The 25,995-nt window shown below is 60.4% G+C and carries 24 protein-coding genes; 14 read left to right on the forward strand and 10 right to left on the reverse strand.

Annotated features, from left to right (window positions below):
- Nucleotides 1–305 precede the first annotated feature (305 nt).
- Together pgeF and maiA are read right to left on the reverse strand one after the other, a co-directional pair.
- Nucleotides 306–1,136, reverse strand: a complete 831-nt coding sequence (gene pgeF / locus H4V98_RS16440) for a peptidoglycan editing factor PgeF (RefSeq protein ID WP_196864865.1) — start codon at nucleotides 1,134–1,136, stop codon at nucleotides 306–308.
- Nucleotides 1,137–1,775, reverse strand: coding sequence for a maleylacetoacetate isomerase (maiA, locus tag H4V98_RS16445; RefSeq protein ID WP_196864866.1), 639 nt, complete (start codon nucleotides 1,773–1,775; stop codon nucleotides 1,137–1,139).
- Nucleotides 1,776–2,051: 276 nt separating this feature from the next.
- Between maiA and H4V98_RS16450 the strand changes: the two genes are divergently transcribed.
- From H4V98_RS16450 to H4V98_RS16475, 6 genes are all read left to right on the forward strand, one after another.
- On the forward strand, nucleotides 2,052–2,354 hold the full coding sequence (locus H4V98_RS16450; RefSeq protein WP_196864867.1) for an antibiotic biosynthesis monooxygenase family protein: 303 nt from the start codon (nucleotides 2,052–2,054) through the stop codon (nucleotides 2,352–2,354).
- A 127-nt stretch (nucleotides 2,355–2,481) separates the two neighbouring features.
- Nucleotides 2,482–3,420 (forward strand): tripartite tricarboxylate transporter substrate-binding protein, encoded by a 939-nt coding sequence (locus H4V98_RS16455; RefSeq protein WP_196864868.1) that lies wholly within the window; start codon nucleotides 2,482–2,484, stop codon nucleotides 3,418–3,420.
- Between the two features lie 160 nt (nucleotides 3,421–3,580).
- Entirely contained in the window at nucleotides 3,581–4,276 is a 696-nt protein-coding gene (locus H4V98_RS16460) for a fumarylacetoacetate hydrolase family protein (RefSeq protein WP_196864869.1), read from the forward strand.
- A 213-nt stretch (nucleotides 4,277–4,489) separates the two neighbouring features.
- Complete coding sequence (locus H4V98_RS16465) at nucleotides 4,490–5,044, forward strand: NUDIX hydrolase (RefSeq protein ID WP_196864870.1); 555 nt, start codon at nucleotides 4,490–4,492, stop codon at nucleotides 5,042–5,044.
- 172 nt (nucleotides 5,045–5,216) lie between these two features.
- Nucleotides 5,217–6,197, forward strand: a complete 981-nt coding sequence (locus H4V98_RS16470; protein ID WP_196864871.1) for a recombination-associated protein RdgC — start codon at nucleotides 5,217–5,219, stop codon at nucleotides 6,195–6,197.
- A gap of 319 nt (nucleotides 6,198–6,516) precedes the next feature.
- Nucleotides 6,517–6,804, forward strand: a complete 288-nt coding sequence (locus H4V98_RS16475) for a hypothetical protein (protein WP_196864872.1) — start codon at nucleotides 6,517–6,519, stop codon at nucleotides 6,802–6,804.
- 208 nt (nucleotides 6,805–7,012) lie between these two features.
- Here H4V98_RS16475 and H4V98_RS16480 read toward each other — a convergent pair whose 3' ends face one another.
- Nucleotides 7,013–8,347, reverse strand: coding sequence for an MFS transporter (locus tag H4V98_RS16480; RefSeq protein ID WP_196864873.1), 1,335 nt, complete (start codon nucleotides 8,345–8,347; stop codon nucleotides 7,013–7,015).
- A 157-nt stretch (nucleotides 8,348–8,504) separates the two neighbouring features.
- Between H4V98_RS16480 and cyoA the strand changes: the two genes are divergently transcribed.
- The 8 genes from cyoA to H4V98_RS16520 all read left to right on the forward strand — a co-directional run bounded on the left by cyoA (nucleotide 8,505) and on the right by H4V98_RS16520 (nucleotide 17,178).
- The gene (gene cyoA / locus H4V98_RS16485; protein WP_196864874.1) at nucleotides 8,505–9,560 is read left to right on the forward strand and encodes a ubiquinol oxidase subunit II; all 1,056 of its coding nucleotides are present in this window, start codon (nucleotides 8,505–8,507) and stop codon (nucleotides 9,558–9,560) included.
- Nucleotides 9,561–9,576: 16 nt separating this feature from the next.
- On the forward strand, nucleotides 9,577–11,586 hold the full coding sequence (gene cyoB / locus H4V98_RS16490; protein ID WP_196864875.1) for a cytochrome o ubiquinol oxidase subunit I: 2,010 nt from the start codon (nucleotides 9,577–9,579) through the stop codon (nucleotides 11,584–11,586).
- Between the two features lie 76 nt (nucleotides 11,587–11,662).
- Entirely contained in the window at nucleotides 11,663–12,250 is a 588-nt protein-coding gene (gene cyoC, locus H4V98_RS16495; protein ID WP_231374881.1) for a cytochrome o ubiquinol oxidase subunit III, read from the forward strand.
- A complete protein-coding gene (gene cyoD / locus H4V98_RS16500) occupies nucleotides 12,247–12,681 on the forward strand; it encodes a cytochrome o ubiquinol oxidase subunit IV (RefSeq protein WP_196864877.1) in 435 nt (144 codons plus the stop codon). Before cyoC ends, cyoD begins: the two co-directional genes overlap by 4 nt.
- Nucleotides 12,678–13,475, forward strand: a complete 798-nt coding sequence (locus tag H4V98_RS16505) for an SURF1 family protein (protein WP_196864878.1) — start codon at nucleotides 12,678–12,680, stop codon at nucleotides 13,473–13,475. Before cyoD ends, H4V98_RS16505 begins: the two co-directional genes overlap by 4 nt.
- Nucleotides 13,432–14,814, forward strand: a complete 1,383-nt coding sequence (locus H4V98_RS16510) for an ATP-binding protein (protein WP_196864879.1) — start codon at nucleotides 13,432–13,434, stop codon at nucleotides 14,812–14,814. Before H4V98_RS16505 ends, H4V98_RS16510 begins: the two co-directional genes overlap by 44 nt.
- Nucleotides 14,804–15,409, forward strand: coding sequence for a response regulator transcription factor (locus H4V98_RS16515; RefSeq protein WP_196864886.1), 606 nt, complete (start codon nucleotides 14,804–14,806; stop codon nucleotides 15,407–15,409). The genes H4V98_RS16510 and H4V98_RS16515 overlap by 11 nt, the downstream gene beginning before the upstream one ends.
- A 329-nt stretch (nucleotides 15,410–15,738) precedes the next feature.
- Nucleotides 15,739–17,178: an NAD-dependent succinate-semialdehyde dehydrogenase gene (locus tag H4V98_RS16520; RefSeq protein WP_280757717.1), complete on the forward strand. Its 1,440-nt coding sequence runs from the start codon at nucleotides 15,739–15,741 to the stop codon at nucleotides 17,176–17,178.
- 239 nt (nucleotides 17,179–17,417) lie between these two features.
- Here H4V98_RS16520 and H4V98_RS16525 read toward each other — a convergent pair whose 3' ends face one another.
- Genes H4V98_RS16525 through H4V98_RS16555 form a run of 7 tightly spaced genes read right to left on the reverse strand, consistent with a single transcriptional unit; the run spans nucleotide 17,418 to nucleotide 25,915 of the window.
- A complete protein-coding gene (locus H4V98_RS16525; RefSeq protein WP_196864881.1) occupies nucleotides 17,418–18,290 on the reverse strand; it encodes an isocitrate lyase/PEP mutase family protein in 873 nt (290 codons plus the stop codon).
- Between the two features lie 44 nt (nucleotides 18,291–18,334).
- Complete coding sequence (locus H4V98_RS16530; RefSeq protein ID WP_196864882.1) at nucleotides 18,335–19,774, reverse strand: FAD-dependent oxidoreductase; 1,440 nt, start codon at nucleotides 19,772–19,774, stop codon at nucleotides 18,335–18,337.
- The gene (locus H4V98_RS16535; RefSeq protein WP_196864883.1) at nucleotides 19,771–20,397 is read right to left on the reverse strand and encodes an isochorismatase family cysteine hydrolase; all 627 of its coding nucleotides are present in this window, start codon (nucleotides 20,395–20,397) and stop codon (nucleotides 19,771–19,773) included. The genes H4V98_RS16530 and H4V98_RS16535 overlap by 4 nt, the downstream gene beginning before the upstream one ends.
- A complete protein-coding gene (locus H4V98_RS16540; RefSeq protein WP_196868292.1) occupies nucleotides 20,394–22,436 on the reverse strand; it encodes a hydantoinase/oxoprolinase family protein in 2,043 nt (680 codons plus the stop codon). The genes H4V98_RS16535 and H4V98_RS16540 overlap by 4 nt, the downstream gene beginning before the upstream one ends.
- Nucleotides 22,433–24,148 carry a hydantoinase B/oxoprolinase family protein gene (locus H4V98_RS16545; RefSeq protein WP_231374878.1) on the reverse strand — a complete coding sequence of 572 codons (1,716 nt, stop codon included), beginning with the start codon at nucleotides 24,146–24,148 and terminating at the stop codon, nucleotides 22,433–22,435. Before H4V98_RS16545 ends, H4V98_RS16540 begins: the two co-directional genes overlap by 4 nt.
- The gene (locus tag H4V98_RS16550; protein WP_196865112.1) at nucleotides 24,141–24,641 is read right to left on the reverse strand and encodes a 3-isopropylmalate dehydratase; all 501 of its coding nucleotides are present in this window, start codon (nucleotides 24,639–24,641) and stop codon (nucleotides 24,141–24,143) included. Before H4V98_RS16550 ends, H4V98_RS16545 begins: the two co-directional genes overlap by 8 nt.
- Nucleotides 24,638–25,915 (reverse strand): 3-isopropylmalate dehydratase large subunit, encoded by a 1,278-nt coding sequence (locus H4V98_RS16555; protein WP_196865111.1) that lies wholly within the window; start codon nucleotides 25,913–25,915, stop codon nucleotides 24,638–24,640. Before H4V98_RS16555 ends, H4V98_RS16550 begins: the two co-directional genes overlap by 4 nt.
- Nucleotides 25,916–25,995 lie beyond the last annotated feature (80 nt).

The following is a 25,995-nucleotide window of genomic DNA, read 5'->3' on the forward strand; positions in this document are numbered from 1 at the left end:
TTGCAGCCAGTATCCTATCAATTACTTTTTAGATCCTGACACGAAAGAATGAATTCACTATGTATTTGGTTGTAATCGCGTGGATGTATGTCGTGTTGATGATGAGCGCAGCCGAAGCCGCCAGCAGCAATGGCACCGTCCTGGGCGCATTGGTCACCCTTTTACTCTATGGCATAGGACCTGTGCTATTGGTGGTTTACCTGATGGGCGCGCCCAAGCGCAACAAGGCCATTAAAAAACGCGAGGCCGAGGCACGGGCACATCATCTGGCGTCTACCCGCCAGGGAGTCGATCAAACAAGTGCTTCAGCCGTCGAGCCAGATGCAGGCAGCCATGCGCCCGGTGGTACCGAAGCCGTTCCCCGGGATGCCGGCATCGCGCCTGTGGGAAAAGAACCTTGAGGGATTGCCAACGGTGCACCAAGGCGCACTGCCGTCGTTTCCATATACCTGCGTGACACCCAGTGCCTGCAGCCGAAGGCGGGCCAGGGCTGGCAGATCGGCCAGGTATTTACCGGACGCGATGGCGGTAAAGCAATGCGCGGCTTGCGGCTGCCGCGCGGTAAAGGCGGCCCGCACCTCTTCGCCCACCTCAAACGCCGCAGGCCCTATGCACGGCCCCAGCCAAGCTATTATTTTTGTAGCATCTTGTGCAGTCTGGTATTGCGCAGGAGCACTAAAAGACGCATAAACCGACTCGATGACGCCCTGCCCTGCGGCATCACCGCTGCCGGCCAACCCCCGCCAGCCGGCATGGGCGGCAGCAACCCGGGTGCCGTCCAGTGATGCCAGCAGCACCGGCAGACAATCGGCCACCATGACGGTGCAGGCCAGCTGGCGATGCAGCGTCATGCAGGCATCGGCAAGCTGGCCGTTCGGCGTGGTCGGGTCCAGCAGTTCCACCCGGTTGCCATGCACCTGATCAAGCAAGACAGCATGCTCAACGCCTGTGGCACGCTTCAGCAGCTGGCGGTTGGCGTCCACCGATACAGGCAGGTCACCCACATGGCTGCCCAGGTTCATGGTGTCGAACGGCACGGTTGAAACGCCACCGGCGCGGCTGGTGAACACCGCCTTGATGCCAGCCGGTGCGGGCCAGTCGGGGACCAGCCAGTCAGGGTGAAAACGGCCAGACATCTAGGCCTGACTGTCAGGACAGGATGACGGTTGGGCCTTCTGGAAAGCGGGTAGCGCCATGCACGCATGGTAGGCGGCCATGGTGCGCGGCAAGCCCTCTATGCTCACCTCAAAACGCAAGGCATTGTAAATTTGCGGCACCAGGCAGCAGTCGGCCAGTGTGGGAGTTTCGCCATGGCAATAGACCGAGGCGGGCAAGCCGGCCAGTTGCCGCTCGAAGGCGTCCAGCCCTTCGCGGCACCAATGGCGATACCACTGGGATTTTTCTTCGTCCTTGACACGCAGCTCGCGCGCCAAATACCTGAGCACACGCAGGTTATTGAGCGGATGAATCTCGCAGGCAATTGTCTGCGCCAGCGCCCGCACCCTGGCGCGGCCCCGAGCGTCGGCCGGCAGAAGTGCAGGCTTTGGATGCATTTCATCGAGGTATTCGATGATGGCCATCGACTGCGACAGCTTTTCACCCTCCACTTCCAGCAGCGGCACCAGGCGGTCGGCAGAAAGCGACGCGTACGGCGCTTTGAGGTGCTCGTCTTTGGTCAGCTGGACCGCCACATAGTCGTACGCTAGACCCTTGAGTTCCAGCGCGATACGGACCCGGAACGACGCAGAAGAACGGAAATAGTTGTGCAGCTTCATGGATGAAAGCATAAACCGGGACAGTGCTTGTTGCTTTTTGGACCGTGCGGGAGGCGACTCGATAAATCACGTGAATATGAATTCAGTCAGGCCGGGTTTGCAGAAACCACCAAAGCCGACACAAATCATCCCCCTTTCAAAAAATGGCATCGCTCACAACCGATTTTTCAATTGGCTTCAACGTAAGCGCGCTGAATAAAGACACGCAGGGCCCTGTTGGATGAAATTTGCCGCTAGAGTTAGACCTTTGCGATCACAACATTCACTGGAGCTTTGATGATTCTTGAACTTGCCGATATCCGTATCCACCCCGGCCAGCAGACCGCCTTTGACGAGGCCATCGCGCGTGGCGTTCATACCGTGATTGCCCATGCCAAGGGATTTCAGGGCTACCAGGTATTCAAGGGCATTGAAAGCCCCGAGCGCTACCTGCTGCAAATCCGCTGGGCAACTCTGGAAAACCACACCGTCGATTTTCGCGAGTCGGCTGCGTTTGCCGACTGGCGGGCGATTGTCGGACCTTTCTTTGCCAGCCCCCCCACGGTGGAACACTTCAATCTGGCAATGGAATCCGTCTGATGAATGACTGCGTTAAAAAATAATGAAGCTTCCTGACCTGATACCCAGCCGGTTCAAACGGCTTGGCCGCGTTTGTTCGACGCATGCCGTGCGTACTACTTTTTTAATAGTTGCATGCGCCGCATCCATGAGCGCAACAGCGCAAAACACCGATAAAAAAGCGGGGACCGCATCAGCTTGGCCAACCCGGCCGGTCCGCATTCTGGTGGGCTTTCCCGGAGGATCAACCCCCGACATGTCGGCCCGAACGCTGGCCGAGCCTTTGTCTCGGGCCTTGGGCCAGCCGGTCATTATCGAAAACCGGGTAGGTGCGTCGGGCAATATTGCCGCAGACCTGGTCGCCAAGGCCACTGACGACCACACGCTGGGCGTCGTCATCAACGGCAACCTGACCTCCGCCAAGCAGCTTTATGCCATGCTGCCCTACGACCCGGCCAAAGACTTTGCGCCCATCTCGCTGCTCACCACCGCGCCGCTGATGCTGGTCGCGCCAGCCAGCCTTCCGGGCGGAGCCGAATTCTTCACGGCGGCGCACCAAGCGGGCAATCAGTGGAACTACGGGTCTGTCGGCAACGGATCGGTCGGCCATTTGGGCATGGAACTGGTCAAGCAGCGCTCGAGCGGCTTGATGCCGGTGCATATTCCATATTCGGGCAATCCGCAGGTGGTCACGGCGATGCTGGGCGGTCAGATCCAGATGGCGCTGATACCGCCCGGCATCGCCCTGCCGCACATCCGCTCAGGCAAGCTCCGGGCGATTGGCCTGACAGGCGGTCGCAGCCTGCTCGCACCTGACGTGCCGCCACTGACCGAGGCTGGCTTGAAAAATGTCAACCTGGAAGTCTGGACCGCACTGATCGGGCCGGCCCGCCTGTCCAGCGCCGCGCAGGCAAGGCTGGCCCAAGAGGTGCCGCGCATCATGCGCGATGCCGACACGCGGCAAAAGCTCTTTGCGCAAGGCTGGCAAGCCGTCGGAACGTCGCCTGACGGTCTGCGCAGCCGGCTCAAGGACGAAACTGCCATTCTGGGCAATATCATCCAGACGCGCGGTATCAGGCTTGAATAGCGCCAGGCCATCGACGGAGGGTTAGCAGTGGAACTTTTTTGATTGCGCCCACCGTGTCACACTGCGCAGCGGGCCTGTTGCCAGCACCGCCTGTTTGTTTCTCATTTTCCCAAACGCCCGGCCGTAGGTCCGGGCGCAGATTTGTCAAGGAATTTTCGCCATGGGTTTTGTCGTCACTCCACCCGCCATCGTTTCAGTGCCTGTCGTGGGCACGGAAGATCGCTTTCCAGTCCACCGTATTTATTGCGTCGGCCGCAACTATGAAGAACATGCCAAGGAAATGGGGTTTACCGGACGCGAGCCTCCGTTCTTTTTTCTGAAGCCCGCAGATGCCATCGTTGCGGTGGACGCCGGCACCCAGGCCAGCGTCCCCTACCCCAGCCTGACGCACAACCTGCACCATGAAATCGAACTGGTGGTGGCCATTGGAAAAGGCGGCAAGAACATCCTGGCAGCCGATGCGCAGGATCACATTTTTGGCTATGCGGTGGGCCTGGACATGACGCGCCGCGACCTGCAAAACGAGATGAAGAAACAGGGGCGTCCCTGGTGCATCGGCAAGGCGTTCGAGCATTCCGCGCCCATCGGCCCGATCACGCCTGCAGCCCAGGCCGGCGATGTGGAGCATGCTGAAATCCATCTTCAGGTGAACGGCCAGGACCGGCAGCGAAGCCATGTGTCCAAGCTCATCTGGTCGATTGCCGAATCGATCGAGCACCTTTCAGCCGCCTGGGAACTGCAGCCCGGCGACCTGATCTATACCGGCACCCCCGAAGGCGTGGCGGCTGTGGTGAAAGGCGACACCCTGACGGGCGGCGTCGCAGGCCTGGAGCCGTTGAGCATCAAGCTTTCCTGAGCGACAAAGCCTGTTGCCGGATGCGGCTGCAATGGCAACCCTCAGGTGTCAGGCAAACTCTTCAAACCCGTGCGACAAGACTGAATTCTCAAGACTATTCATGCTGCTTGCGCTTTATCAGCTTGCGTTCTCAGCTATGTTTTTTGAAGCAGGTCAAAGCCCTGAAGGCTGCCGTAAATCCAAAACAAACGCCAAAGCCGCTACACTCATTTGATGCACCGCCCCCCTCTGAAACACTGCCGCGTCTGTGGCACCGCCGTGGTTTATCGCTTGCCTGATGACGGCGACACCAAGCAGCGAGGCGTCTGCCCGGCCTGCAACACCGTTCACTATGAAAATCCCCTGAACGTCGTCGGCACGGTGCCGGTGTGGGGCGAGGACGGCGGGCAGGTGCTGCTGTGCAAACGCAATATCGAGCCACGCTGGGGCAAATGGACCCTGCCGGCCGGCTTCATGGAAATGGACGAGACCACGGCAGAAGGTGCCGCCCGCGAGACCGACGAAGAAGCGGGCGCGCAGTATGAGATGCAGGACCTCTTCAGCGTCATGAATGTGGCCCGCGTGGGCCAGGTCCATTTTTATTACCGAGCCCGGCTCTTGAGCACCGACTTCAATCCCGGCCACGAAACCATTGAAGCCAGGTTGTTCACCGAGTCTGAAATCCCGTGGGACGAGATTGCATTTAGAACCGTCAAAGAGACGCTGGAATGCTACTTTAACGACCGGCGCAAGGGCAGTTTCGGCATTCATGTGCGGGATGTTTCCTGACCTTCCAGGCGGGGTTTTATCCCAAACTGTTCACATTCAGCCAAGCAGCCCGGGCTTAAAATTTCAGGCTTTGCTTTCGCACTCACTGATGACCGCTTTTTAGCTTCGGCTCTCGCCGTTGGCAATGCCTTTTGGCCCCCTTTTCACCAGAATCTTCCGATACTGAAATCCCATGTTCAAATCCGCTTCCTTTTTTCGCATTGCCACCGATTTTGTCCTGCCACCGCTTGAAGCGCTGGAAGAGGTGCTTCAGACCGCCCAATTCATGCCCTGTGGCGCAACGCAGCCCGAATCGGTCGGCTGGGTGCCGCCGCGTGGCAACAAAAGCGCCGTAATGGTCGAAACCGTGGGCACGCAGGTCATTTTGCGGCTGAGCATTGAGCGCCGCCCGGTACCCGCCTCTGCCGTCAAAGCCGAGGTGGAGGAACGCGTTGAAAAATACAAGCAGGAAACCGGCCGCGAGCGCGCCAGCGCCAAGATCAAGAAAGAGTTCAAGGAAGAAGCCATGCAGGCCCTGTTGCCGCGCGCCTTCACCAAGCGGTCATCGACGACGTTATGGATCGACCCGGACAACAAGTTCCTCGTCGTTGATTCTGCCAGCCTGGCCGGTGCCGACAAGGTGGTCAGCCAGCTGATCGAAGCGTTGAGCGAAATTCCCGGGTCACGCCCCGGCCTGATGGCCAAGCCGGTGCAGACCGCGATGGCGGCGGGTGCAGCCATGGCGCATTGGCTGGCAAGCCGCGAAGCGCCCGTCGGTTTCACCGTCGACCGCGACTGCGAACTCAAAATGCCTGACGACCAGAAGTCAACAGTCCGCTATTCACGCCACACGCTGGAAATCGACGAAGTGGCCGAGCACATTGCGTCGGGCAAAGTGCCCACGCAGCTGGCCATGACTTGGAACGAGCGGGTGTCGTTCGTGCTGACCGACATGGCCCAAGTCAAGAAAGTCAAGCTGCTCGACGTGGTGCTTGACGGAGTGCAGGAAAACGGCAAGGACGATGATGGCTTTGACACCGACGCCGCGATCGTTACAGGCGAGTTGTCGGCCCTGATTCCTGACCTGCTTGAAGCACTGGGCGGCGAGTTGTCCATGGATGGAGAGGCACCACCCGCAGCAAAAACACCCAAAACCCTGCTCACAGCGGCATAGATTTCATCAAAACGGCTTGACCGACCCAAGGCAACCCTGTGATTGTTCAAGCCTGTGCGTTATGGTTTTCGACCCATATTTGCTTGATTACTTTGTGATGCTGACATCCAAAAAGCACTGCTTGCCTGAGACCACTACCGACAAATTGCGGCAAGCACTTGGGGCGTAATACCCTTGGCATATAACCATGCAAATCAGACCCGTCTGATTGACAAATCCTGAACAGGCAGTTATTCATGGTTCGACAGTCTGGACAAATAATTTCCAGACTGGAATTGTGTTTTAAAACCGCTTCGTCGCACCTCGACAGGAGGATGTCATGAGATTCCGTTTTTTCGGACCACGCACTAAAACGCATATTCGCAGGTCACTCGAGTACCTTGAAGAAGCGAATCTGGCCTGGGTGGAACATCAGGCAGCAGCAGAACACCATGCGGCACTGGCAAAAATGTATTCGGAAAGAATTGCCAGAATTGAGGAAGAAATTAAAAACTCGCAGCAGCTTCGAGCCCCAATACTTCGCCAGCCACCAGAAGATTCATTCGATGAAATCGAGCGCCCAAAGACAGAATCTGTCGTGGTTTATCCGAGCCGGGTTACTCGATGAGGATTTACACCATAGACACATAGGTTGGCTTGCTTGTGGGTAATGCAATCCAGGCTTGAGTGCGGCCTATAAGTGCTGTACCAAGAAAGTAATTGTGCAAGGTCGGAACGGGCCACTGCGATGCTGCCATAGGCCTGAAGCAGATCTGCTCGTATTAGGCGCCGCGCCGCGCCTGTGCTTGAACAATTTGCAGCCTTTGACGTTGTGATCAACCGCGCAACTCACGCGCGCTGTTGATCCGCAAAGCCGCCAGCGTACAGGCAGCGCCCGAGAATAAATACACGCCCATGAAGCCAAGACCGAATTGCGCTGACAAGCCCAAAGCCACAAGGGGTGCAAAGGCTGCTCCAATCAACCAAGCCAAATCAGATGTCAATGCCGCACCGGTATACCGAAATTTGGGTTCAAAGTTGGAAGTTACTGCCCCGGCCGCTTGTCCATAAGACAAGCCCAGCAGCGCAAATCCGACCAGAATGAACAGGTCTTCGCCGAACACGTCGCTGCCCAACAGCATAGGTGCTGCAAAACTGAACAAGCCGATCATGATGGCCAGTGAACCCAAGGTGTTCCGGCGACCAAAGCGGTCGGCAATAAGCCCCGACGCCACCACGCCGACCAAGGCAATAGCGCCGCCAACAATTTGTACCAGCAACACATCATTGACCGACTGGTTGGAATAAAGCTTTATCCAAGACAAAGGGAAAACGGTCACCAAGTGGAACAAAGCGTAAGTTGCCAGTGAAGCAAACGCGCCGATAAACAGGTTGCTGCCTCTGGCCTTGATCAATTCGCCGACATTGCTGGGCGCCAATGAATTGTCTTTGAGCAACTTTTCGTATTCGTGCGTGACCACCAGACGCAGACGCGCAAACAAAGCCACCACGTTGATGGCAAACGCCACATAAAAAGGATAACGCCAGCCCCAATCGAGGAAGTCAGCCGCCGACAACTGGGAACTCAAGTACCAGAACAGTGCCGCAGCGATCATGAATCCCAAGGGCGCGCCCAATTGCGGAATCATGGCCCACCAACCCCGGCGTTCCTTGGGGGCGCTCATTGCCAGCAATGAAGACAGGCCGTCCCACGAACCGCCCAAGGCAATACCCTGTGCAAAGCGCAGGACCGACAGCAGCACGATAGCCGTGAAACCAATTGAGGCGTAACTGGGCAAAAAGGCAATGCCGGCGGTGGAAACGCCAAGCAAAAACAAAGCTGCGGTGAGTTTGACGCCGCGTCCATACCGCTTTTCGATGGCCATGAATACCAGAGTGCCGATAGGGCGACCGAAAAAGGCGAACGAAAAAATCACGAACGCCCATAAAGTGCCCTGTAGTCCATCAGTAAACGGAAAAAACACGGCAGGGAACACCAGTACGGACGCGATGCCGTAGACAAAAAAATCGAAGTATTCGGAGGCGCGACCCAAAATGACGCCGACCGCTATTTCACTGGGCGCAATCGTGTGTTCGTTGGCAACGGCCTCCCTTGGGTCATGGGCAGTGCCCGGTGCAGCGATGTCTTGGGTGTTGATGTTGGGCGTCATGCGGGCTCGTGTTTCAGTCGGAATCTGTATTGTTCAACAGTGAAGAGGTTCTCATAAAAGCGTAAATATTGACATAGGACAAAACGTCCAATGGTGAAGACGAGTATTCAGGCGTAAATTCTCCTCTCACCCTAACAAAATCTTCATTAAGTGTGGCATGTTAACCATTAAGAATTCCCTAAAGTGGCTTCGGCTGCTGCCGATCACAGCTGTAGCCTTGCTATCAGGCTGCAACTGGGTGGTCATGAATCCCTCCGGGGATATTGCCATTCAGCAGCGTAACCTGATCCTCGTTTCTACGGGGTTAATGCTGCTCATCATCGTGCCGGTGATTGTGCTCACTTTGCTATTCGCCTGGCGTTATCGCAAGGCAAACACCCAGGCTGACTATCGGCCTGACTGGGACCACTCTACCCAACTTGAATTGGTGATCTGGGCAGCACCGCTACTGATCATCATTGCGTTGGGTGCCATCACTTGGATCAGCACCCACACCCTGGACCCTTACCGTCCGCTGGGCCGCATTGACGCCAACCGGCCCGTGCCTGAGAACGTTAAACCGCTGGTGGTTGAGGTGGTTGCGCTGGATTGGAAGTGGCTGTTCATCTACCCCGAGCAGGGCATCGCGTTGGTTAACGAAATGGCGGCGCCAATTGACCGTCCGATCCAGTTCAAGATTACTGCGTCGTCCATCATGAATTCATTTTTCATTCCTGCATTGGCGGGGCAAATCTACGCCATGCCCGGCATGCAAACCAAGCTCAGTGCCGTTATCAACAAGCCGGGAGAGTTCGATGGTTTCTCGGCCAACTACAGTGGCCATGGATTCAATGGCATGCGCTTTAAATTCCATGGCTTGACCACTGCTGATTTTGATAAATGGGTGGCCACCAACAAGGCCAGCGGCAAACAGTTGACCCGTGCCGAATACCTTGTGCTGGAAAAACCCAGCGAGCGCGACCCTGTACAGCGCTACGCCTCGATTGATCCTGGCCTGTACAAGGCCATCGTCAACCGCTGCGTGGAAGCCAACAAAATGTGCATGGAAGACATGATGGCCATTGACGCAAGCGGCGGCATGGGCAAGCCCGGCACGTTCAACCTGGCCTCCAGCACCTCAGCTACCGCATTAATCAGCGACCCAGGCAAAAAGTACGTTGCCGCCATGTGCAGCGTACGCGACCTCAGCACCGACTATCCCGTTGTGAATTAACTGCAGCATCTATCTCATGACTGAAACATTCGACCTTACGAAGTTCATTTTCGGACGCCTTACCTGGGAGTCCCTGCCCTACCATGACCCCATCATCCTGGCGACCTTTATCGGGGTGGCACTGGGTGGTCTCGGGCTTGTGGCGGCACTGACGCATTTCAAAGTGTGGGGAACACTGTGGCATGACTGGCTCACCAGCATTGACCACAAGAAAATCGGCATCATGTACTGCGTGCTGGGTCTGATCATGCTGCTGCGCGGATTCACTGATGCACTGATGATGCGGGCGCAGCAGGCCATGGCCTTCAATGGCTCTGAAGGCTTTTTGCCGCCTCACCATTACGACCAGTTGTTCACCGTACACGGCGTGATCATGATCTTTTTCGTGGCCATGCCGCTGATCACTGGACTGATGAACTTTGTCGTGCCGCTGCAAATTGGCGCTCGCGACGTGGCCTTTCCGTTCCTGAACAATTTCAGTTTCTGGATGACCGCCAGCGGTGCTATTTTGGTCATGATGTCATTGTTCATCGGTGAGTTTGGTCAAACCGGTTGGCTCGCTTACCCGCCCTTGTCAGGCATTCAGTTCAGCCCCGGCGTGGGTGTTGACTATTACATTTGGGCGCTGCAGTTGGCAGGCGTGGGCACGCTTTTGTCAGGCATTAATTTATTGGTCACTATCGTCAAGATGCGCGCGCCTGGCATGGGCATGATGAAGATGCCTATCTTCACATGGACAGCGCTGTGCACAAACATTTTGATTGTCGCGTCGTTCCCCGTGTTGACAGCCGTGTTGGGCCTGTTGTCAATGGACCGCTACATTGGCACTGCTTTCTTCACCAACGACCTCGGCGGCAATGCCATGATGTACGTGAACCTGATCTGGATCTGGGGCCACCCCGAGGTTTACATCCTGGTGCTGCCCGTGTTCGGCGTGTTCTCGGAAGTCGTGGCCACCTTCAGCGGCAAGCGTATTTTTGGCTACACCTCCATGGTTTACGCTACCTTGGTGATCACGATTCTGTCGTACGTGGTGTGGTTGCATCACTTCTTCACGATGGGCTCGGGGGCCAGTGTGAACGCCTTCTTTGGCATCACCACCATGATCATCTCGATTCCCACCGGGGCGAAAATCTTCAACTGGCTGTTCACCATGTACCGGGGTCGCATCCGCTTTGACGTGCCCATGCTGTGGTCGATCGGCTTCATGGTCACCTTCACCATCGGCGGCATGACGGGTGTGCTGCTGGCCGTGCCACCCGCCGACTTCGTGCTGCACAACAGCCTGTTTCTGGTCGCTCACTTTCACAACGTGATCATTGGCGCGGTGGTGTTTGGTGCCATGGCGGGCATCAACTACTGGTTTCCGAAGGCTTTTGGCTACAAGCTCGATGCCTTCTGGGGCAAGATGTCGTTCTGGTTCTGGTTCACCGGTTTTTACTTCGCCTTCATGCCGTTATACGTGCTGGGGCTGATGGGGGTGACCCGCCGCATGAGCCGCTTTGACGACCCTTCGCTGCAAATCTGGTTCATCATTGCCGGTTTTGGCGCGGCGCTGATTGCCATTGGCATCATGTCAACCTTTGTGCAGTTCTTTGTCAGCTTTCGCAAGCGTGAATCCTTGCGCGACCACACCGGTGACCCCTGGGATGGTCGGACGCTGGAGTGGTCCACTTCGTCGCCCCCACCCGCCTACAACTTTGCGTTCACCCCCGTGGTGCATGACAACGACGCATGGTCTGACATGAAAAAGCGCGGCTACCAGCGGCCCGTGAGCGGTTTCATTCCGATTCACATGCCCAAAAATACCGCAGCCGGCATCGTGATTGCAGGCCTTGCCACTGCCATGGGGTTTGCGCTGATCTGGCATATGTGGGCGCTGGCAGCACTGTTGTTTGCGGCAGTGATTGCGGTCTCCATCGCGCATACCTTTAACTACAAACGCGATTACCACATCGCTGTGGACGAGGTCGTCCACATCGAGGGGCTTCGCACCCAGGAACTCAACCGTTTAGTGGCCAATTGATATGACAGCAACAACTCTTCCTGTGACCCATGCCGCCCTTGGCGGCAATGACGCCAGCGCCAAAACGTCCGACAGCATGCAGTTCTATCTGCCAAAGGAACATCACCCCCAAAACGGCACGCTGTTGGGCTTTTGGCTGTACCTGATGAGCGACTGCCTGATTTTTGCAGTGCTTTTTGCGGTTTATGCCGTGGTCGGCCGCAGCTACGCGGCGGGGCCGTCAGGTGTCGAGCTGTTCGATTTGTCGCTGGTTGCGCTCAACACTTCCATGCTGCTGCTGTCGTCCATCACCTTCGGCTTTGCCATGCTGGAGATGCAGCGGCGCCGCGTCAAACCCGTGCTGGCTTGGCTGGCGGTGACGGGCCTGCTGGGTTGCGCCTTCATCGGGCTGGAAATGTACGAGTTTGCGCATTTGATTCAAGAGGGCGCGGTACCGCAACGCAGCGCGTTTTTGTCTGCCTTTTTCACGCTGGTGGGCACGCACGGTTTGCACGTCGCCTTCGGTCTCGTGTGGCTGGTCGTCCTCATGGTGCAGGTGCACCGGGGCGGCTTAGTCGCGGATAACCGCCGTCGCCTGATGTGTCTGTCGATGTTCTGGCACTTTCTGGACGTGGTCTGGATTGCTGTCTTCACTTTTGTTTATCTGATGGGATCACTGCCATGACCTCTGCGCAACACACCAACACGCTGGACTTGAACCCCACCGGCCACACGGACCATGGTCACGATCAAGATCAAGATCACGATGACGACCACGGCGGGGCCAGTCACAGCACCTTTAAGGGCTATATGACCGGCTTTGTGCTGGCAGTCATACTGACGGCCATCCCGTTCTGGCTCGTGATGGGCAAAGTACTGCCCAACTCGAACATCACCGGGCTGGTCATTCTGGCCATTGCAGCGGTACAAATTGTGGTGCACATGGTTTATTTCCTGCACATGAACACAAGCTCAGAAGGCGGCTGGTCGTTGCTGGCTCTGGCATTCACCGTAGTGCTTCTGGTCATCATGCTCAGCGGGTCAATCTGGGTGATGTACCACCTGAACACCAACATGATGCCGCACACCATGCAAGAGATGAAAAACATGCCATGACGACGACCCGGCAGCCAGGCGTCAAGCGACGGATGCTGCAATTGAGCTGGGCGCTGATTGCGCTGGTGCTCTTCATCGGGTTCGTTTCGTTGGGCACCTGGCAGGTCCAGCGCCGCGCATGGAAGCTTGATCTGATTGAGCGCGTGAACCAGCGGGTGTCGGCCACTGCAGCCAACGCGCCCGCCTCGCCAGATTGGCCTCGGGTGAACGCAGCCAACGACGAATATCGCCATGTGCAGCTCACGGGTCGCTTTATTGTGGGCCGCGACGTTCGCGTTCAAGCCGTCACAAATATCGGCAGCGGTTTCTGGCTTCTTTCGCCATTGCAGTTGGCAGACGGCAGCGTGGTGCTGGTCAATCGCGGCTTTGTGCCGCCGCAGTGGACTCCCGCGCTGCCTGACATTGCGGCCCCTGGCGCCGACGCCAACAATGTCACGGTGACGGGCCTGCTCCGGCTGACAGAGCCGGGGGGCGGATTCTTGCGCTCAAACGACCCTGTCGCCGAGCGCTGGTTTTCGCGCGATGTTGCGGCCATTGCCCAGTCGCGTGGCCTGCGCCGGGTGGCACCGTATTTTGTGGATGCCGATGCAGCCTCTGCAGTTACCCCTTCTGAACCAGCTTTTCCTGTCGGCGGGCTGACCGTGATTGCCTTTCACAACAGCCATCTGGTCTACGCACTGACCTGGTATGCACTGGCATTGATGGTCGCGGGTGCAGCCATTGGCTTGGCGCTGCAAAATGCAAGGCATCATGACCACCCTCGCAACGCCAACGCGGCAGACCAAGCGCCCTGATGCTCGCAGCATCGCCAACACGGGTACCGAAGGGCGGTTGTCAGATAACCTGAGCGACGTCACTGGCCGCAAGAACATGCTGCTGCTGATCCAGTTGCGCTGGATCGCTGTCATTGGACAGGTCGTCACCATCGAGTTCGCGTTTTACGGGCTTGGAATTCCACTGCCAACACGGATGATGCTGGCTGCGCTGGCCATCTTGCTGGCGTTCAACATCGTCAGCCTGCTGCGCTGGCGCACGCGCCGCGAAATCAGTGACCGCGAACTGTTTGTGTCGCTGCTGGTAGACGTAGCGGTTCTCACCGCTCAGCTTTATTTAAGCGGCGGGGCCAGCAATCCCTTTGTGTTTTTGTATCTGCTGCAGGTCACGCTAGGCGCTGTGCTTCTAAAACCTTCGTTTGTCTGGAGCCTGTTTGTCATTACCGCCACTTGCTTTGTGGCGCTCGCCGGATTTGCCCAACCGCTGGCCCTGCCTCCGGACCATGCGTACGGCTTGCCAGGTTTGTACATTCAGGGTACGTTGATTTGTTTTGTGTTGAACGCCGTGCTACTGGTGATCTTCATCACACGCATCGGTAAAAACCTTCGCGAGCAGGACGCTCGTCTGGCTGGCTTGCGCCAACGCGCGGCGGAAGAAGAGCACATCGTGCGCATGGGACTGCTCGCCAGCGGCGCAGCGCATGAGCTGGGCACGCCGCTGGCTACGCTGGCCGTCATCCTGGGTGACTGGCGCCGTATGCCCGCTTTCACAACGAACGCCGAACTGTTGCAAGAGGTCATCGAGATGGAAACCCAACTCAAGCGTTGCAAAGCCATTGTTAGCGGCATTTTGCTGTCGGCGGGCGAGACACGTGGTGAGTCCTCGGCGGCTACGACCATCACCACCTTCATGGACGGTTTGGTCGAAGAGTGGCGACACACCCGCGTGCGCGCGGCGCTGCATTACGACAACCAGTTTGGACACGACATGCCCGTTGTGTCTGACTCGGCTGTCAAGCAGATGATTTTCAATGTGCTTGATAACGCTCTGGAATCCTCCAGCCAGTGGCTTCACTTGATGGTTTCCAATGAAGCCGGCGACTTGGTACTGCGTTGCACTGACCGGGGCCCAGGCTTTGCGCCCGCAACGCTGGCGCATTTTGGCAAACCCTACAACTCCAGTAAAGGTCGGCCCGGTGGTGGGCTGGGTTTATTTTTGGTGGTCAATGTGGCGCGCACTTTGGGTGGTGTGGTCACTGCGACCAATTCCCGGGAAGGCGGTGCCTGTGTCACCATCAGACTGCCGTTGACCGCCATGGTGTTGAACAGCACCACCAATGAAGATCGTGATGACAGATAAAATTCCTGACGCTGTTCCTGCCACTTTACCGGTACAAATACTGGCACAGCTTCCGTTGGCAGAGGACAACCCATCACTGCTGATTGTCGAAGACGATGCTGCCTTCGCACGTACCTTGAGCCGCTCGTTTGAACGCAGGGGATACGCCGTGCAACACGCTAGCAGCCACGACGAAGTCAAAACACTACTTGTCACCAACAGCCCCGAGTTTGCGGTGGTGGATCTCAAACTTAATGGCGAAGCATCAGGGTTAGCCTGTGTGCAAACTCTGCATGCCCATGATGCGGAAATGCTCATAGTTGTGCTGACAGGCTTTGCCAGTATTGCCACGGCGGTCGAAGCCATCAAGCTCGGTGCCTGTCACTATTTGGCCAAGCCATCGAACACGGATGACATCGAAGCAGCCTTCACCCGCGCTTCAGGCAATGTCGAGGTCGAGCTAACCAACCGCCCTACGTCGATTAAAACGCTGGAGTGGGAGCGCATCCATGAAACGTTGGCTGAAACCGGCTTCAACATCTCGGAAACTGCCCGCCGCCTAGGTATGCACCGGCGGACTTTAGCCCGCAAGCTGGACAAGCAGTTTGTGAAATAAAGTGTAAAAGGCTTCCATAATTACACTTTTATTTCTTGTATGGGTTAATTACTATCGCCGATAGGTGGCGGCAAAAAATCACTGTCTTTTTATAAGTGCCGACACGACTGATTTAACAGCCTTGAAGTTGCCGCTATAAATAAACGGCTGTAAAAAGCTACAATTTTTTTCAATTTAAAACCTGGAAATGACTCCAGTTACATGGCAAATTGAAACGTTCCGGGAATTAACGGCCAAAGTCTATTTCTCTGGCGTTGCCTGGCTCGCCCATGCTTATGGACGCGACAATAGCTGACATTGACAACAACACCTGGCAAAAGAGACATCCCATGACCTATCCCGATACCCAGCTTTTTATCAACGGCGCCTGGCTGGACGCGAGCGACGGCCGCACGCTGGCCGTTCTCAACCCGGCCACGGGCCAAGAGATAGGCTGCGTGGCGCATGCTGGCAAGGCCGAGCTGGACCAGGCGCTGCAAGCGGCGCAAAAAGGCTTCGAGACCTGGCGCGACATGATGCCTGCCGAGCGCAGCAAGATCATGCGCAAGGCTGCAGGCCTGATGCGCGAGCGCGCGGGCGAGATCGCGCAGGTGCTGACCCTGGAGCAGGGCAAGCCGCTGATCGAGGCAAAAGGCGAGGCCATGGCGGCGGCTGATTTGATCGAGTGGTTTGCCGAAGAAGGCTTTCGCGTCTACGGACGCATCGTGCCCTCGCGCACCAGCCTTGCCATGCGCCAGATGGTGCTGAAAGACCCGGTCGGACCGGTTGCTGCTTTCACGCCGTGGAATTTTCCGATCAACCAGGTGGTGCGCAAGATTGGCCCGGCATTGGCGGCCGGCTGCTCTGTTCTGGTCAAGGCGGCCGAGGAAACCCCGGCCGCGCCGGCAGCGCTGATCCGTGCGTTTGCCGACGCCGGCCTTCCACCCGGCGTGCTGGGCCTGGTTTACGGCAATCCAGCCGAGATTTCAAGCTATCTGATTGCGCACCCGGTGATACGCAAGATCACGTTCACCGGCTCCACGCCGGTGGGCAAGCAACTGGCCGCCATGGCCGGGCAGCACATGAAGCGCTGCACCATGGAGCTCGGTGGCCATGCGCCCGCGATCGTGGCCGAGGACGCGGACGTGGCGCTGGCGGTCAAGACCGCCGGCGGCGCCAAGTTCCGCAATGCTGGTCAGGTGTGCATTTCACCCACGCGTTTTCTGGTGCACGAAAGCATTGCCAAGGCGTTCGCTGACGCCATGGTTGCGCACGCCAAGGGATTGAGCGTCGGCGACGGCTTGAGCGAAGGCACCCAGATGGGGCCGCTGGCCAACGCACGCCGAATCACCGCGATGGCCGAGTTCACCCAGGATGCAGTCGAGCGTGGCGCCACGCTGCTGGCCGGTGGCATGCGCATTGGCGAGTCGGGTAATTTCTGGCAGCCCACCGTGCTGGCCGACGTGCCGCAGGGTGCCAGGATACTCAACGATGAACCTTTCGGCCCGGTGGCCGCCATCCAGCGTTTCAATACGCTCGATGAAGCGATTGCAGAGGCGAACCGCCTGCCCTTCGGCCTGGCCGGCTATGCGTTCACGCGCTCGCTAAAGAACGCTGATCTGCTGGCGCGCCACGTCGAAGTCGGCATGCTGTGGATCAACATGCCCGCCATGCCGTCGGCCGAAATGCCCTTCGGCGGCATCAAGGACTCCGGCTACGGCTCCGAAGGCGGACCCGAAGCGCTGGAGGCCTACCTCAACGTGCGCTCGGTGGCGGTGATGAACGTCTGAGTTTGCCTGTCGCGATGCCGCTCATGCTGAGGGTCGACTCGGCATGGCGCGCACTGCCCTTGAGTTGAAGACCCTGTTTGGCCAAGTCAACCCTTAATACCCCAACCTTCATACGGGGCGTTCCTGCTGGCTTTGAGTGGTCAATGTGAATCCAGGCAGGAACGTCCAACCCATTTCCTGCGTCATGCCGTGCCTGCGTTGCAATCAATGCAAAGGAAGGGCGTACGCAACTGCCGTTTTCAGGCCGACTCGTAGCGCCTGCCCTGCTTCATCAATTCAGGTGTGCCGATCAGGGCGTTCAGGCCATCAAAGTCCAACATCTTCTCCTTGAACGGCGAGGTGGTCTGGTGGGTGTGCAGGCTGGCGTAGTAGGCCTGCAAGGTGTGCGCCACTGCGCGGGCCGTGCCGCCCGGAAAAATGGCAATGCGAAAACCTCGCTGGTGCAGTTCTTGCGCGCTTTGCACCGGGGTTTTACCACCCTCGACCATGTTGGCCAGCAGCGGGATGCGGTGGGCAAAGCGCTGGCATGCAGCATCCATCTGCTCGGGGGTGCGCAGGGCTTCGATGAACAGCGCGTCGACCCCGCAGGCCAGGTAGGCCTCGGCGCGGTCAAACGCGGCATCGATCCCCTCGACAGCCAGCGCGTCGGTGCGGGCCAGGATCAGGGTGTTGGCGCTGTGGCGTGCATCCACGGCAGCCCTGAGCTTGCCGCACATCTCGGCCACGGGCACTACGGTTTTTCCGTCGAGGTGACCGCAGCGCTTGGGAAAGCCCTGGTCCTCGATCTGCACCATGGCCGCGCCCGCGCGCTCGAAGCCGCGCACCGTTCGCTGGGTGTTGAGCGCGTTGCCAAAGCCGGTGTCGGCATCGACGATGACGGGGGTGCGCACGCGCTCGGTGATGCGCGCCAGGGTGTCTTCTACCTCGCTGTAAGTGGTCAGGCCCACATCGGAGCGGCCCAGGCGTGTGTAGGCAATGGAGGCGCCGGACAGGTACAGCGCCTCAAACCCGGCCTGCTCGGCCACGAGGGCGCTCAGGGCGTCGTATACGCCGGGAGCCAGAATAATTTGCGGGGTAGTCAGGCGTTGGGCAAATTCGGAGGTGGTGTTCATGGCCATGAAATAGGAATGCCCTGTCCTGTGCTTTGGAAACAGCCTCAGGGCAAAGATGCAGATGAAGAAAAATCGCCCCCATGCGCGATGCGTTGGGCCGCCGTGTGCGCGGCAATGTAACCGCCCGCGATGGCGCTGAGCAGCCCGTTGCCCGAGAGATAGCCCCAGACGGCGTCGCCCGATACACCGCGCGCCGCGCCGCCCGCAGCCAGCAGGTTGGGAAACGGCTGGCCCTGCGTGTCCAGCACGCGGCACCGGGCGTCAATGTCGAGCCCGCCCTGGGTGTGGAACAGTGCACCGGTGACCTTCACCGCGTAAAAAGGCGCCTGCAAGGGACGGCTGAATGTACGTTTTACAGCATCTATTTGGCCCTCTCCGCCCGCCGTGTATAGAAAGATAGCTATCAATTTTGATTCTTCGCACCCGATGACCGCTGCCAGTGCCTGCAGGCTGTCGCAGCGCTTGAGCGCGCCCGCGGCTTCAGCGGCCACAAAGTCGGGGAAACTGCGCGCCAGCGCGAGGAGCGGCTCGTCAAACACGTTCCAGGCCACGCCGCCGGGTTGGGCCAGCACATGCACCGAGGCTTCCGAATAGCCCTGTGTTTCGTCGTGAAAGCGCTCGCCCAGCCCGTTCAGCTGAATACCGCCTTCCATCATCAGCGCCCAGGAGATCAGGGCTCCTTGCGGGATGGCCCAAGAGCCATGGCCCTGGTAGCCGCCCAGATCCGCCAAGCGGGCGCCCAGTGCCTTGCCCCAGGCAATGGCGCTGCCGTCGTTGCCGGCGTGACCGGCAAACAGCGCATCGCGCATCTCGGGCAGCAGCGCCTGCACCATGGCCGCGTTGCCGCCAAAGCCATTGCAGGCGAGGATGACGGCGTCGCACGAGAGGTATTGCATCGCGCCACCCGGTTGTTCGTAGCCCACGCCAATCACGCGCTGCTGGGCATTCACCCACAGTTCGCGCACGGTAGCGTTCAGCACCAGCGGCACCTCGGCGGCCGCCAAGGCGTTGGCCAGGCGGCCCATCAGGCCCGCGCCGGTTTTATCTAGCGTGGCGTGCATGCGCAGCGCGCTGTGGCCGGGGTACAAAAAGCCGTCGAGCACCTGCCATTGCAGGCCGTGGCGCACTTGCAGTGCATCGAGTGCCGGGCCGATGGCCTGCGCATACGCCGCCACCAGCTGCGGCGCCGCCCTGCCCTTTGCCTTGGCGGTGATGTCAGCGGCAAAGCGGGCCGGGCTGTCTTCGATGCCTGCCGCGCGCTGCGCCTGCGTGCCGGGCGCAGGGATAAAGCCAGAAGACAGTGCGGTAGAGCCCGTGGGCGTGGCATCACGCTCCAGCACGGCGCAATCCACGCCGGCGTCGTGCAGCATCAGTGCAGCAGTCAGGCCGCAGGCGCCGCCGCCAACCACCACGACCGGCACATGCGCATTCTGGGCTGTGGTGCCGGGCATCTGCCCGGCCCGGCAAATGCGCGGCGCGGTCATGCGCCAGCGGCCGCCAGCTCGGCGGAAAAGTCGGCGCAACTGAGCACTTGCGCCACCGTGGCCATGTCGGCCAGCGAGGTGTCATGCACTTGCGTACGAAAGGCCGCGCAGCCGTCGGCCAGCACCAGCGTGCGGTAGTCGCGCATGTGGGCATCACGCACCGTGCTGGCCACGCCGCCATTGGTCACGATGCCGCACACCGCCACGGTAGTGATGCCTGCGCGGCGCAGCACCCAGTCGAGCTGGGTGTTGAAGAATGCCGAATACGCCACCTTGCAAACCGACACGTCCACCCATGGCGCAATCTCGGGCACATGGCACTGGCCGACGCTGCCAGGGGCAAAGTCACCGCGCTGCAAAAACGGGCGCAGGCTTTTGAGGTGGGGCGACACCATGGGTTCGCCCTGCGCATCGGGCCACAGGGTGAACTGGCTGCCCACCACCATGCCGCCGGCGGCCTTGAGGGCTTGGGCCACCGCTGCCACGCGCGGCGGCAGGGCCTGGGCGGCAGCGCTCACCGCACCGCCACGCGCATAGGCGCCGTCAGCTGCCAGAAAGTCGTTTTGCAGGTCGATGATGACCAGCGCCGTGTGACGCGGATCGAAGGCGGCGACCGCGCTCACAGCGCACGCACCAGCAGGTTGCCCAGCGTATCGACCGTGGCGCTGAAGCCCGGCTCCAGCCACACGGTGGTGTCGGGCTGCTCCAGAATCGCCGGGCCTTCGATGCAGGCGCCGACAGGCAGGTCCAGGCGCGCATGGCGGGCCGCGTCCCACCACTGGCCGGCATGGAACACGCGCTGCACACCGAGCGACGGTTTTTGCTCGGTGGTCTGCGGGGCCAGCACCGTGAGGTCAAACTTGGGGCGCACCCCGACACGGGCATAGCGCAGGTTCATCACCCGCACGGCAATGCCGTCTAGCACCCGGCCAAAAGCGGCGCGGTAGGCGGTCTCGAACGCGGCGCGAATGCCTTCATGGTTCAGCGCATCGGGGGGCACCGGCACCTGCACGGTGTGGGTCTGGCCGGCATACAGCATGTCAAGCGCGATGATTTCCTGCACGCTGACAAACTTCACACCGGCGGAATCCAGACGCTCCTGGCAATTGGCGGCCAGCGTGGCGACACGTTCGCGCAGATCGGTCACGTCCAGTTCAGCCAGGGTCTTGTTCAGTGTTTGTACCGCGTCGTGGCGCATGTCGGCCATCACACAGCCCAAGGCCGACGTGACACCGGGATAGCGTGGCACGATGCCAGTGCCCACGCCCACTTCACGCATCATGGCGCACACATGCAGCCCGCCGCCGCCGCCAAACGGCATGTAGGCAAACTGACGCGGGTCGTGCCCGCGCTCGATCGACACCACGCGCACAGCACCCGCCATCTTGGCATTGGCCACCGTCAGAATCGCTTCGGCGGCGGCCATCACTTCGAGCCCCAGCGGCTCGGCCACATGGGTGGCAATGGCGTCTTGTGCCTTTTGGGTGTCCATGGCGGCCAGCAGGCCACCGCCCAGCGGACGGTCGGCCGCAATGCGGCCCAGCAGCACATTGGCATCGGTCACTGTAGGGCGAGTATTGCCGCGTCCGTAGCATGCCGGGCCGGGGATGCTGCCCGCCGACTCGGGGCCGACCTGCAGCATGCCGCTGGCATCCACAGAGGCAATGGAGCCGCCACCCGCGCCAATCGTCTCGATCTGGATCATGGGCGAGCGCACCACCATGCCAAACTCGATCGATGTTTGCGCCGCCAGCGCGGCCTCGCCATTGGCCACCAGCGACACGTCAAACGAGGTGCCGCCCATGTCGCCGGTGATGGCGTTCGGAAAACCGGCCGCGCGCGCTATGGCTGCGCAGGCAATCACGCCCGCTGCCGGGCCTGACAGCGCGGTGCGCACCGGCACGTCGCAGGCGGTCTGGCGTGACATCACGCCGCCATTGCTCTGCACAATAAGGAGTTCGCCCGCAAAGCCCTGCGCGCGCAGGTCGCTTTCCAGCCGCGCCAGGTAGCTGCCCACCACCGGCTGGAGCGCGGCGTTGAGCGTGGCGGTGGAGCAGCGCTCGAACTCGCGAATCTCGGGCAGCACTTCACTGGCGGCCGTCACATGCGGGTTGGGCCAGAGACTGCGCACGGCCGCCACGGCGCCCTGTTCGTTGGCCGGGTTTGCATAGGTGTTGATGAAGAACACGCACACCGCTTCGCAGCCGGCGTCCAGCAAGGCCTGCGCCTGGGCCTTGACCTGGTCCAGATCGACCGGCGTGTGCACGGTGCCATCGGCCAGCACGCGCTCGTCCACCTCCAGTCGCAGATGGCGCGGCACGATGGGCTCGAAGCTGCCGCGCAGGCCCCAGGTTTGCGGGCGGTCGCGGCGGCGCATCTCCAGCACATCGCGAAAGCCGCGCGTGGTGATGATGCCGGTGCGGGCCACCTTGCGCTCCAGCAGCGCATTGGTGCCCACGGTGGTGCCGTGCACAACGGTGGCAATTTCCGAAGCGGACTTAGTCACCTTCGCCACGCCGTTCATGAAGCCGCGCGATTCCTCCCCCCGGGTGGAAGGCACCTTGACGATGCGTGCGCTGCCATCCGCTTCGTTAAGCACAAACAGGTCGGTGAACGTGCCGCCCACGTCCACGCCCACGATGTAGGAAGCCTTGCCGCTCATGGTTTGTCTTTCAGTGCGGCGCAGGCGGTTACATAGCCCAGCGCCAGGTCTTTGTCTCTTGCCGATGCCGCCCGAGTACCGGGCGCGCCATAGCCGCCACCGCCCGGGGTTTCAAGTCGCACGCGCTCGCCGTGCTTCAGGCGAATGCCGATCATCTTGGAGCGCATCGGTGGCTGCATCCACTCACTATTATTTTCATAGCTAAAGACGTTCATGGCGCCTGCGCCACCGCCCGAAATGCCTTTAGGCGCCGACTTGCCGCGCTCGCCAAAGATGAAGACCTCGGCGTCCTGCTCGAGCAGCTCGATCTCGTAGATGGCGCCCAACCCGCCCCGGTGCTGGCCGTCGCCACCCGAGTCGGGGCGCAGCGCCCATTGGGTGAAGCGCACCGGGTAGGCCGCTTCCAGAATTTCCAGCGGCGGGATAGTGGCGGTCGAGATGGGCGCGTTGCCATGGCTCATGCCGTCGCCATCCGAATGCCCACCATGGCCGCCACCGAAGAAGCTGAACATCACCCAGCGCTGGCCCTTGCGGGCTTCGTCGGTGCGGTGCCCGGCAATCGACAAGGCGTTGATCGTGCCGTAGGCCTGGGCCATGGCGCGCTTGGGGTCGGCCAGTGCGGTAGCGCTGAAGATCACGTCGATCATGCGCAGGATGGTTTCGGTGTAGCCCCCCACCGGACGCGGACGGGCGGCGCTGATGACGAGGCCGTCAGGCAGCACGAAGTCCACCGCATCGAGCACGCCCGCATTGGCGGGCACATCAGGGAACAAGTGCTTGAGCGCCACGTAGCAAGCCGCAATGGCCGTGGCGCGCGAGATGTTTACCGGGCCCGCGCATTGCGGCGAGCTGCGTGAAAAATCCAGCGTCAGGCGCTCGCCCTTGACCGTCATGTCCAGCGCAATGGTCAGCGCCTCGTCCTTGACGCCGTCGTTGTCCAGCATGTCGCTGAAGCTGTAGCAGCCGTCAGGCAGTGCCGAAATATGCGACTGCATGAGCTTCACTGCGCGGGTGCGCAATTCGCCCATCGCCTGCTTCACCACGGCATCGCCGTATTGGTCGAGCACGTCGTTCAGGCGGCGCATGCCCAGGTCCAGCGCGGCCAGCTGGCCATTGAGGTCGCCCCAGAGGCTGTCGGGCAGGCGGGTGTTGGCCTTGAGGATGGCCAGCACATCGTCATCAAACACCCCAGCGCGCACGATGCGCACGGGCGGAATTTGCACCGCCTCTTGCCAGCATTCGGTGGCCGCCGGGTTGTAGTTGCCGGGCACGTTGCCGCCCACATCGTGCCAATGGGCGGCCGATGCCAGAAAGCAATACAGCTTGCCGTGGCGAAAGAACGGCCGCACCAGCTTGAAGTCGTTGGCGTGGGTGCCGCCTTCGTAGGGGTCGTTGAACAGCCAGGTGTCGCCGTCGACGATGCCGCCGCGCTCGGTGGCGACGCGCTTGGCCGCGCGCACAGCAAAGGCCATGGCGCCTACAAATACAGGCAATCCAGACTTGCCTTGCACCAGTGTGTCACCGCTCTCAGCGTCGTACAGGCCGTGGCAGGCGTCGTGCGCCTCGGCAATGATGGGGTTGAACGCGCTGCGGTAGAGCGTCGCATCCATCTCGTCGGCGACCTGCTCCAGTCTGCCACGCAGGACGGCCAGCGTGACAGGGTCCATCGCTGGCGCAGATATCGGTTGTGCCGCCACTTGTTGTTCAGCCATCAATAGCCTCCTTGCCAAAACGCTTGCGCAGCTGGTTCAGCAAACCGCCGCTGCGCACCATGTCCATTAAAAACGGGGGAATCGGCTCACACGCGAGCGTGGTGCCGGACGGGGAAATCACCGCTGGCGCCTGCCAGTCGAGCGTGACCTGGTCGCCTTCGGCCAAGGTCCCGGCCTGCGGGCAGGTCAGCAGCAGCAGGCCCAGGTTGAAGGCGTTGCGAAAATAAAGACCGCTGAATGAGGGCGCAATCACCGCCGCCACGCCCAGTCGCACCAGCACGGCCGCCGCCTGTTCGCGCGACGAGCCAATGCCGAAGTTGGGACCCGCGACAATCACGTCGCCTTTTTGCACGCTGGCCACGAAATCGGGCCGCACCGATTCGAGACAGTGGCGTGCAATCACGTCCATGCCGTACTTCATGGCGTGGCCGGGTGCCAGCACGTCGGTGTCAATGTCAGGTCCAAGCTTCCAGACTTTGTGCAACGCGCTCATGGCAGTACCTCGCGGGGATCGGTGATGAAGCCGCGCAGGGCCGATGCCGCCACGGTGTAGGGCGATGCAAGGTAGACCTGCGCGCTGGCCGAGCCCATACGGCCCTTGAAGTTGCGCGCTGTGCTGGAGATCACCGTGGTGTTGTCCCCCACCGTATCCCCATAACCGGCGCAAGCGCCACAGGTGGTGGGGAACAGTTCAGCCCCGGCGTCCTGCAGCACCTGCAGCACACCTTCGTCTCGCGCGGCGGTCTGGTCTTGCTGGCTGGCCGGGGCCACCATCAGGCGCACGCCGGGCGCCACCCGGCGGCCGCGCAGCACAGTGGCAGCAGCCCGCAAGTCGTCGAGTTTGGCGCCGGTGCAGGCACCGATGTAGGCCACGTCAATGGCCGTGCCTGCGTGTTTGGCAACCGGGCCCGCGTTGGCGGGGCTGTGGGGTGCTGCCACCTGCGGCGTCAAGGTGTCGGCATCGAAGTCGTAACGTGTGAGCGGAGCCCCGTCGTCAGTCTGCCAGGCGTCCAGCTCCTGCAGGGCCTCTGCTGGAACGCCAGTGGCCAGCAGCCATTCGCGCGTGGTGGCGTCAGGCGCAATCAACCCGACTTGCGACCCCAGTTCGGCGCTCATGTTCGACAAGGTCATGCGCTCTTGCATGGAAAGGGCCTTCACGGCGGGGCCGGAAAACTCCACCGCCTGGTACTGGCCGCCATTCATGCCAAAGCGCCCCACCATGTGCAGCATCATGTCCTTGGCGGTCACGCCCGCGGCCAGTCGCCCGTTCCAGTGCATCAGCAAGGTGTGCGGCACCCGCAGCCAGATTTCGCCGGTCACCATCACGCCCAGCATCTCGGTGCTGCCAATACCGAACATGTAGGCGCCAAACGCACCGCCCGTCGGCGAATGCGAATCGCCACCCACGCAGAACATGCCGGGGCGGATGTGCCCGTGCTGCGGCACCACCACGTGGCAGATGCCCTGGCCGTCGTACACATGCGGCAGGTCCTGCTCGCGCGCCCAGTCGCGGGCAATGCGCACGATGCGGCGCGATTCTTCATCGCGTTCCGGCAGGTAGTGGTCCATCACCAGAACCACCTTCGACTTGTCCCAGATGCTGGCACCCAATTCATCGAGCATGGGTTTGAGTCGCCGGGGGCCGGACGAGTCGTGAAACATTGCCAGGCCGACCCGGCAATTGACGATTTCGCCGGGTATCACGCTGGGACGGCCGCTTGCGCGCGCCACCAGCTTTTGCGCCAGGGTGCTAGGGTGCAGGCTCATTCGGGCTGGACTCCAGAAGATTTACCAGCCCACACCAGAGCCAGCGCACTCGGCAACGTACGGGACCCCGCGGCCAATGA

Origin of the sequence: Polaromonas sp. CG_23.6 (assembly GCF_029892315.1) — a bacterium.
Classification (GTDB): domain Bacteria; phylum Pseudomonadota; class Gammaproteobacteria; order Burkholderiales; family Burkholderiaceae_C; genus Polaromonas.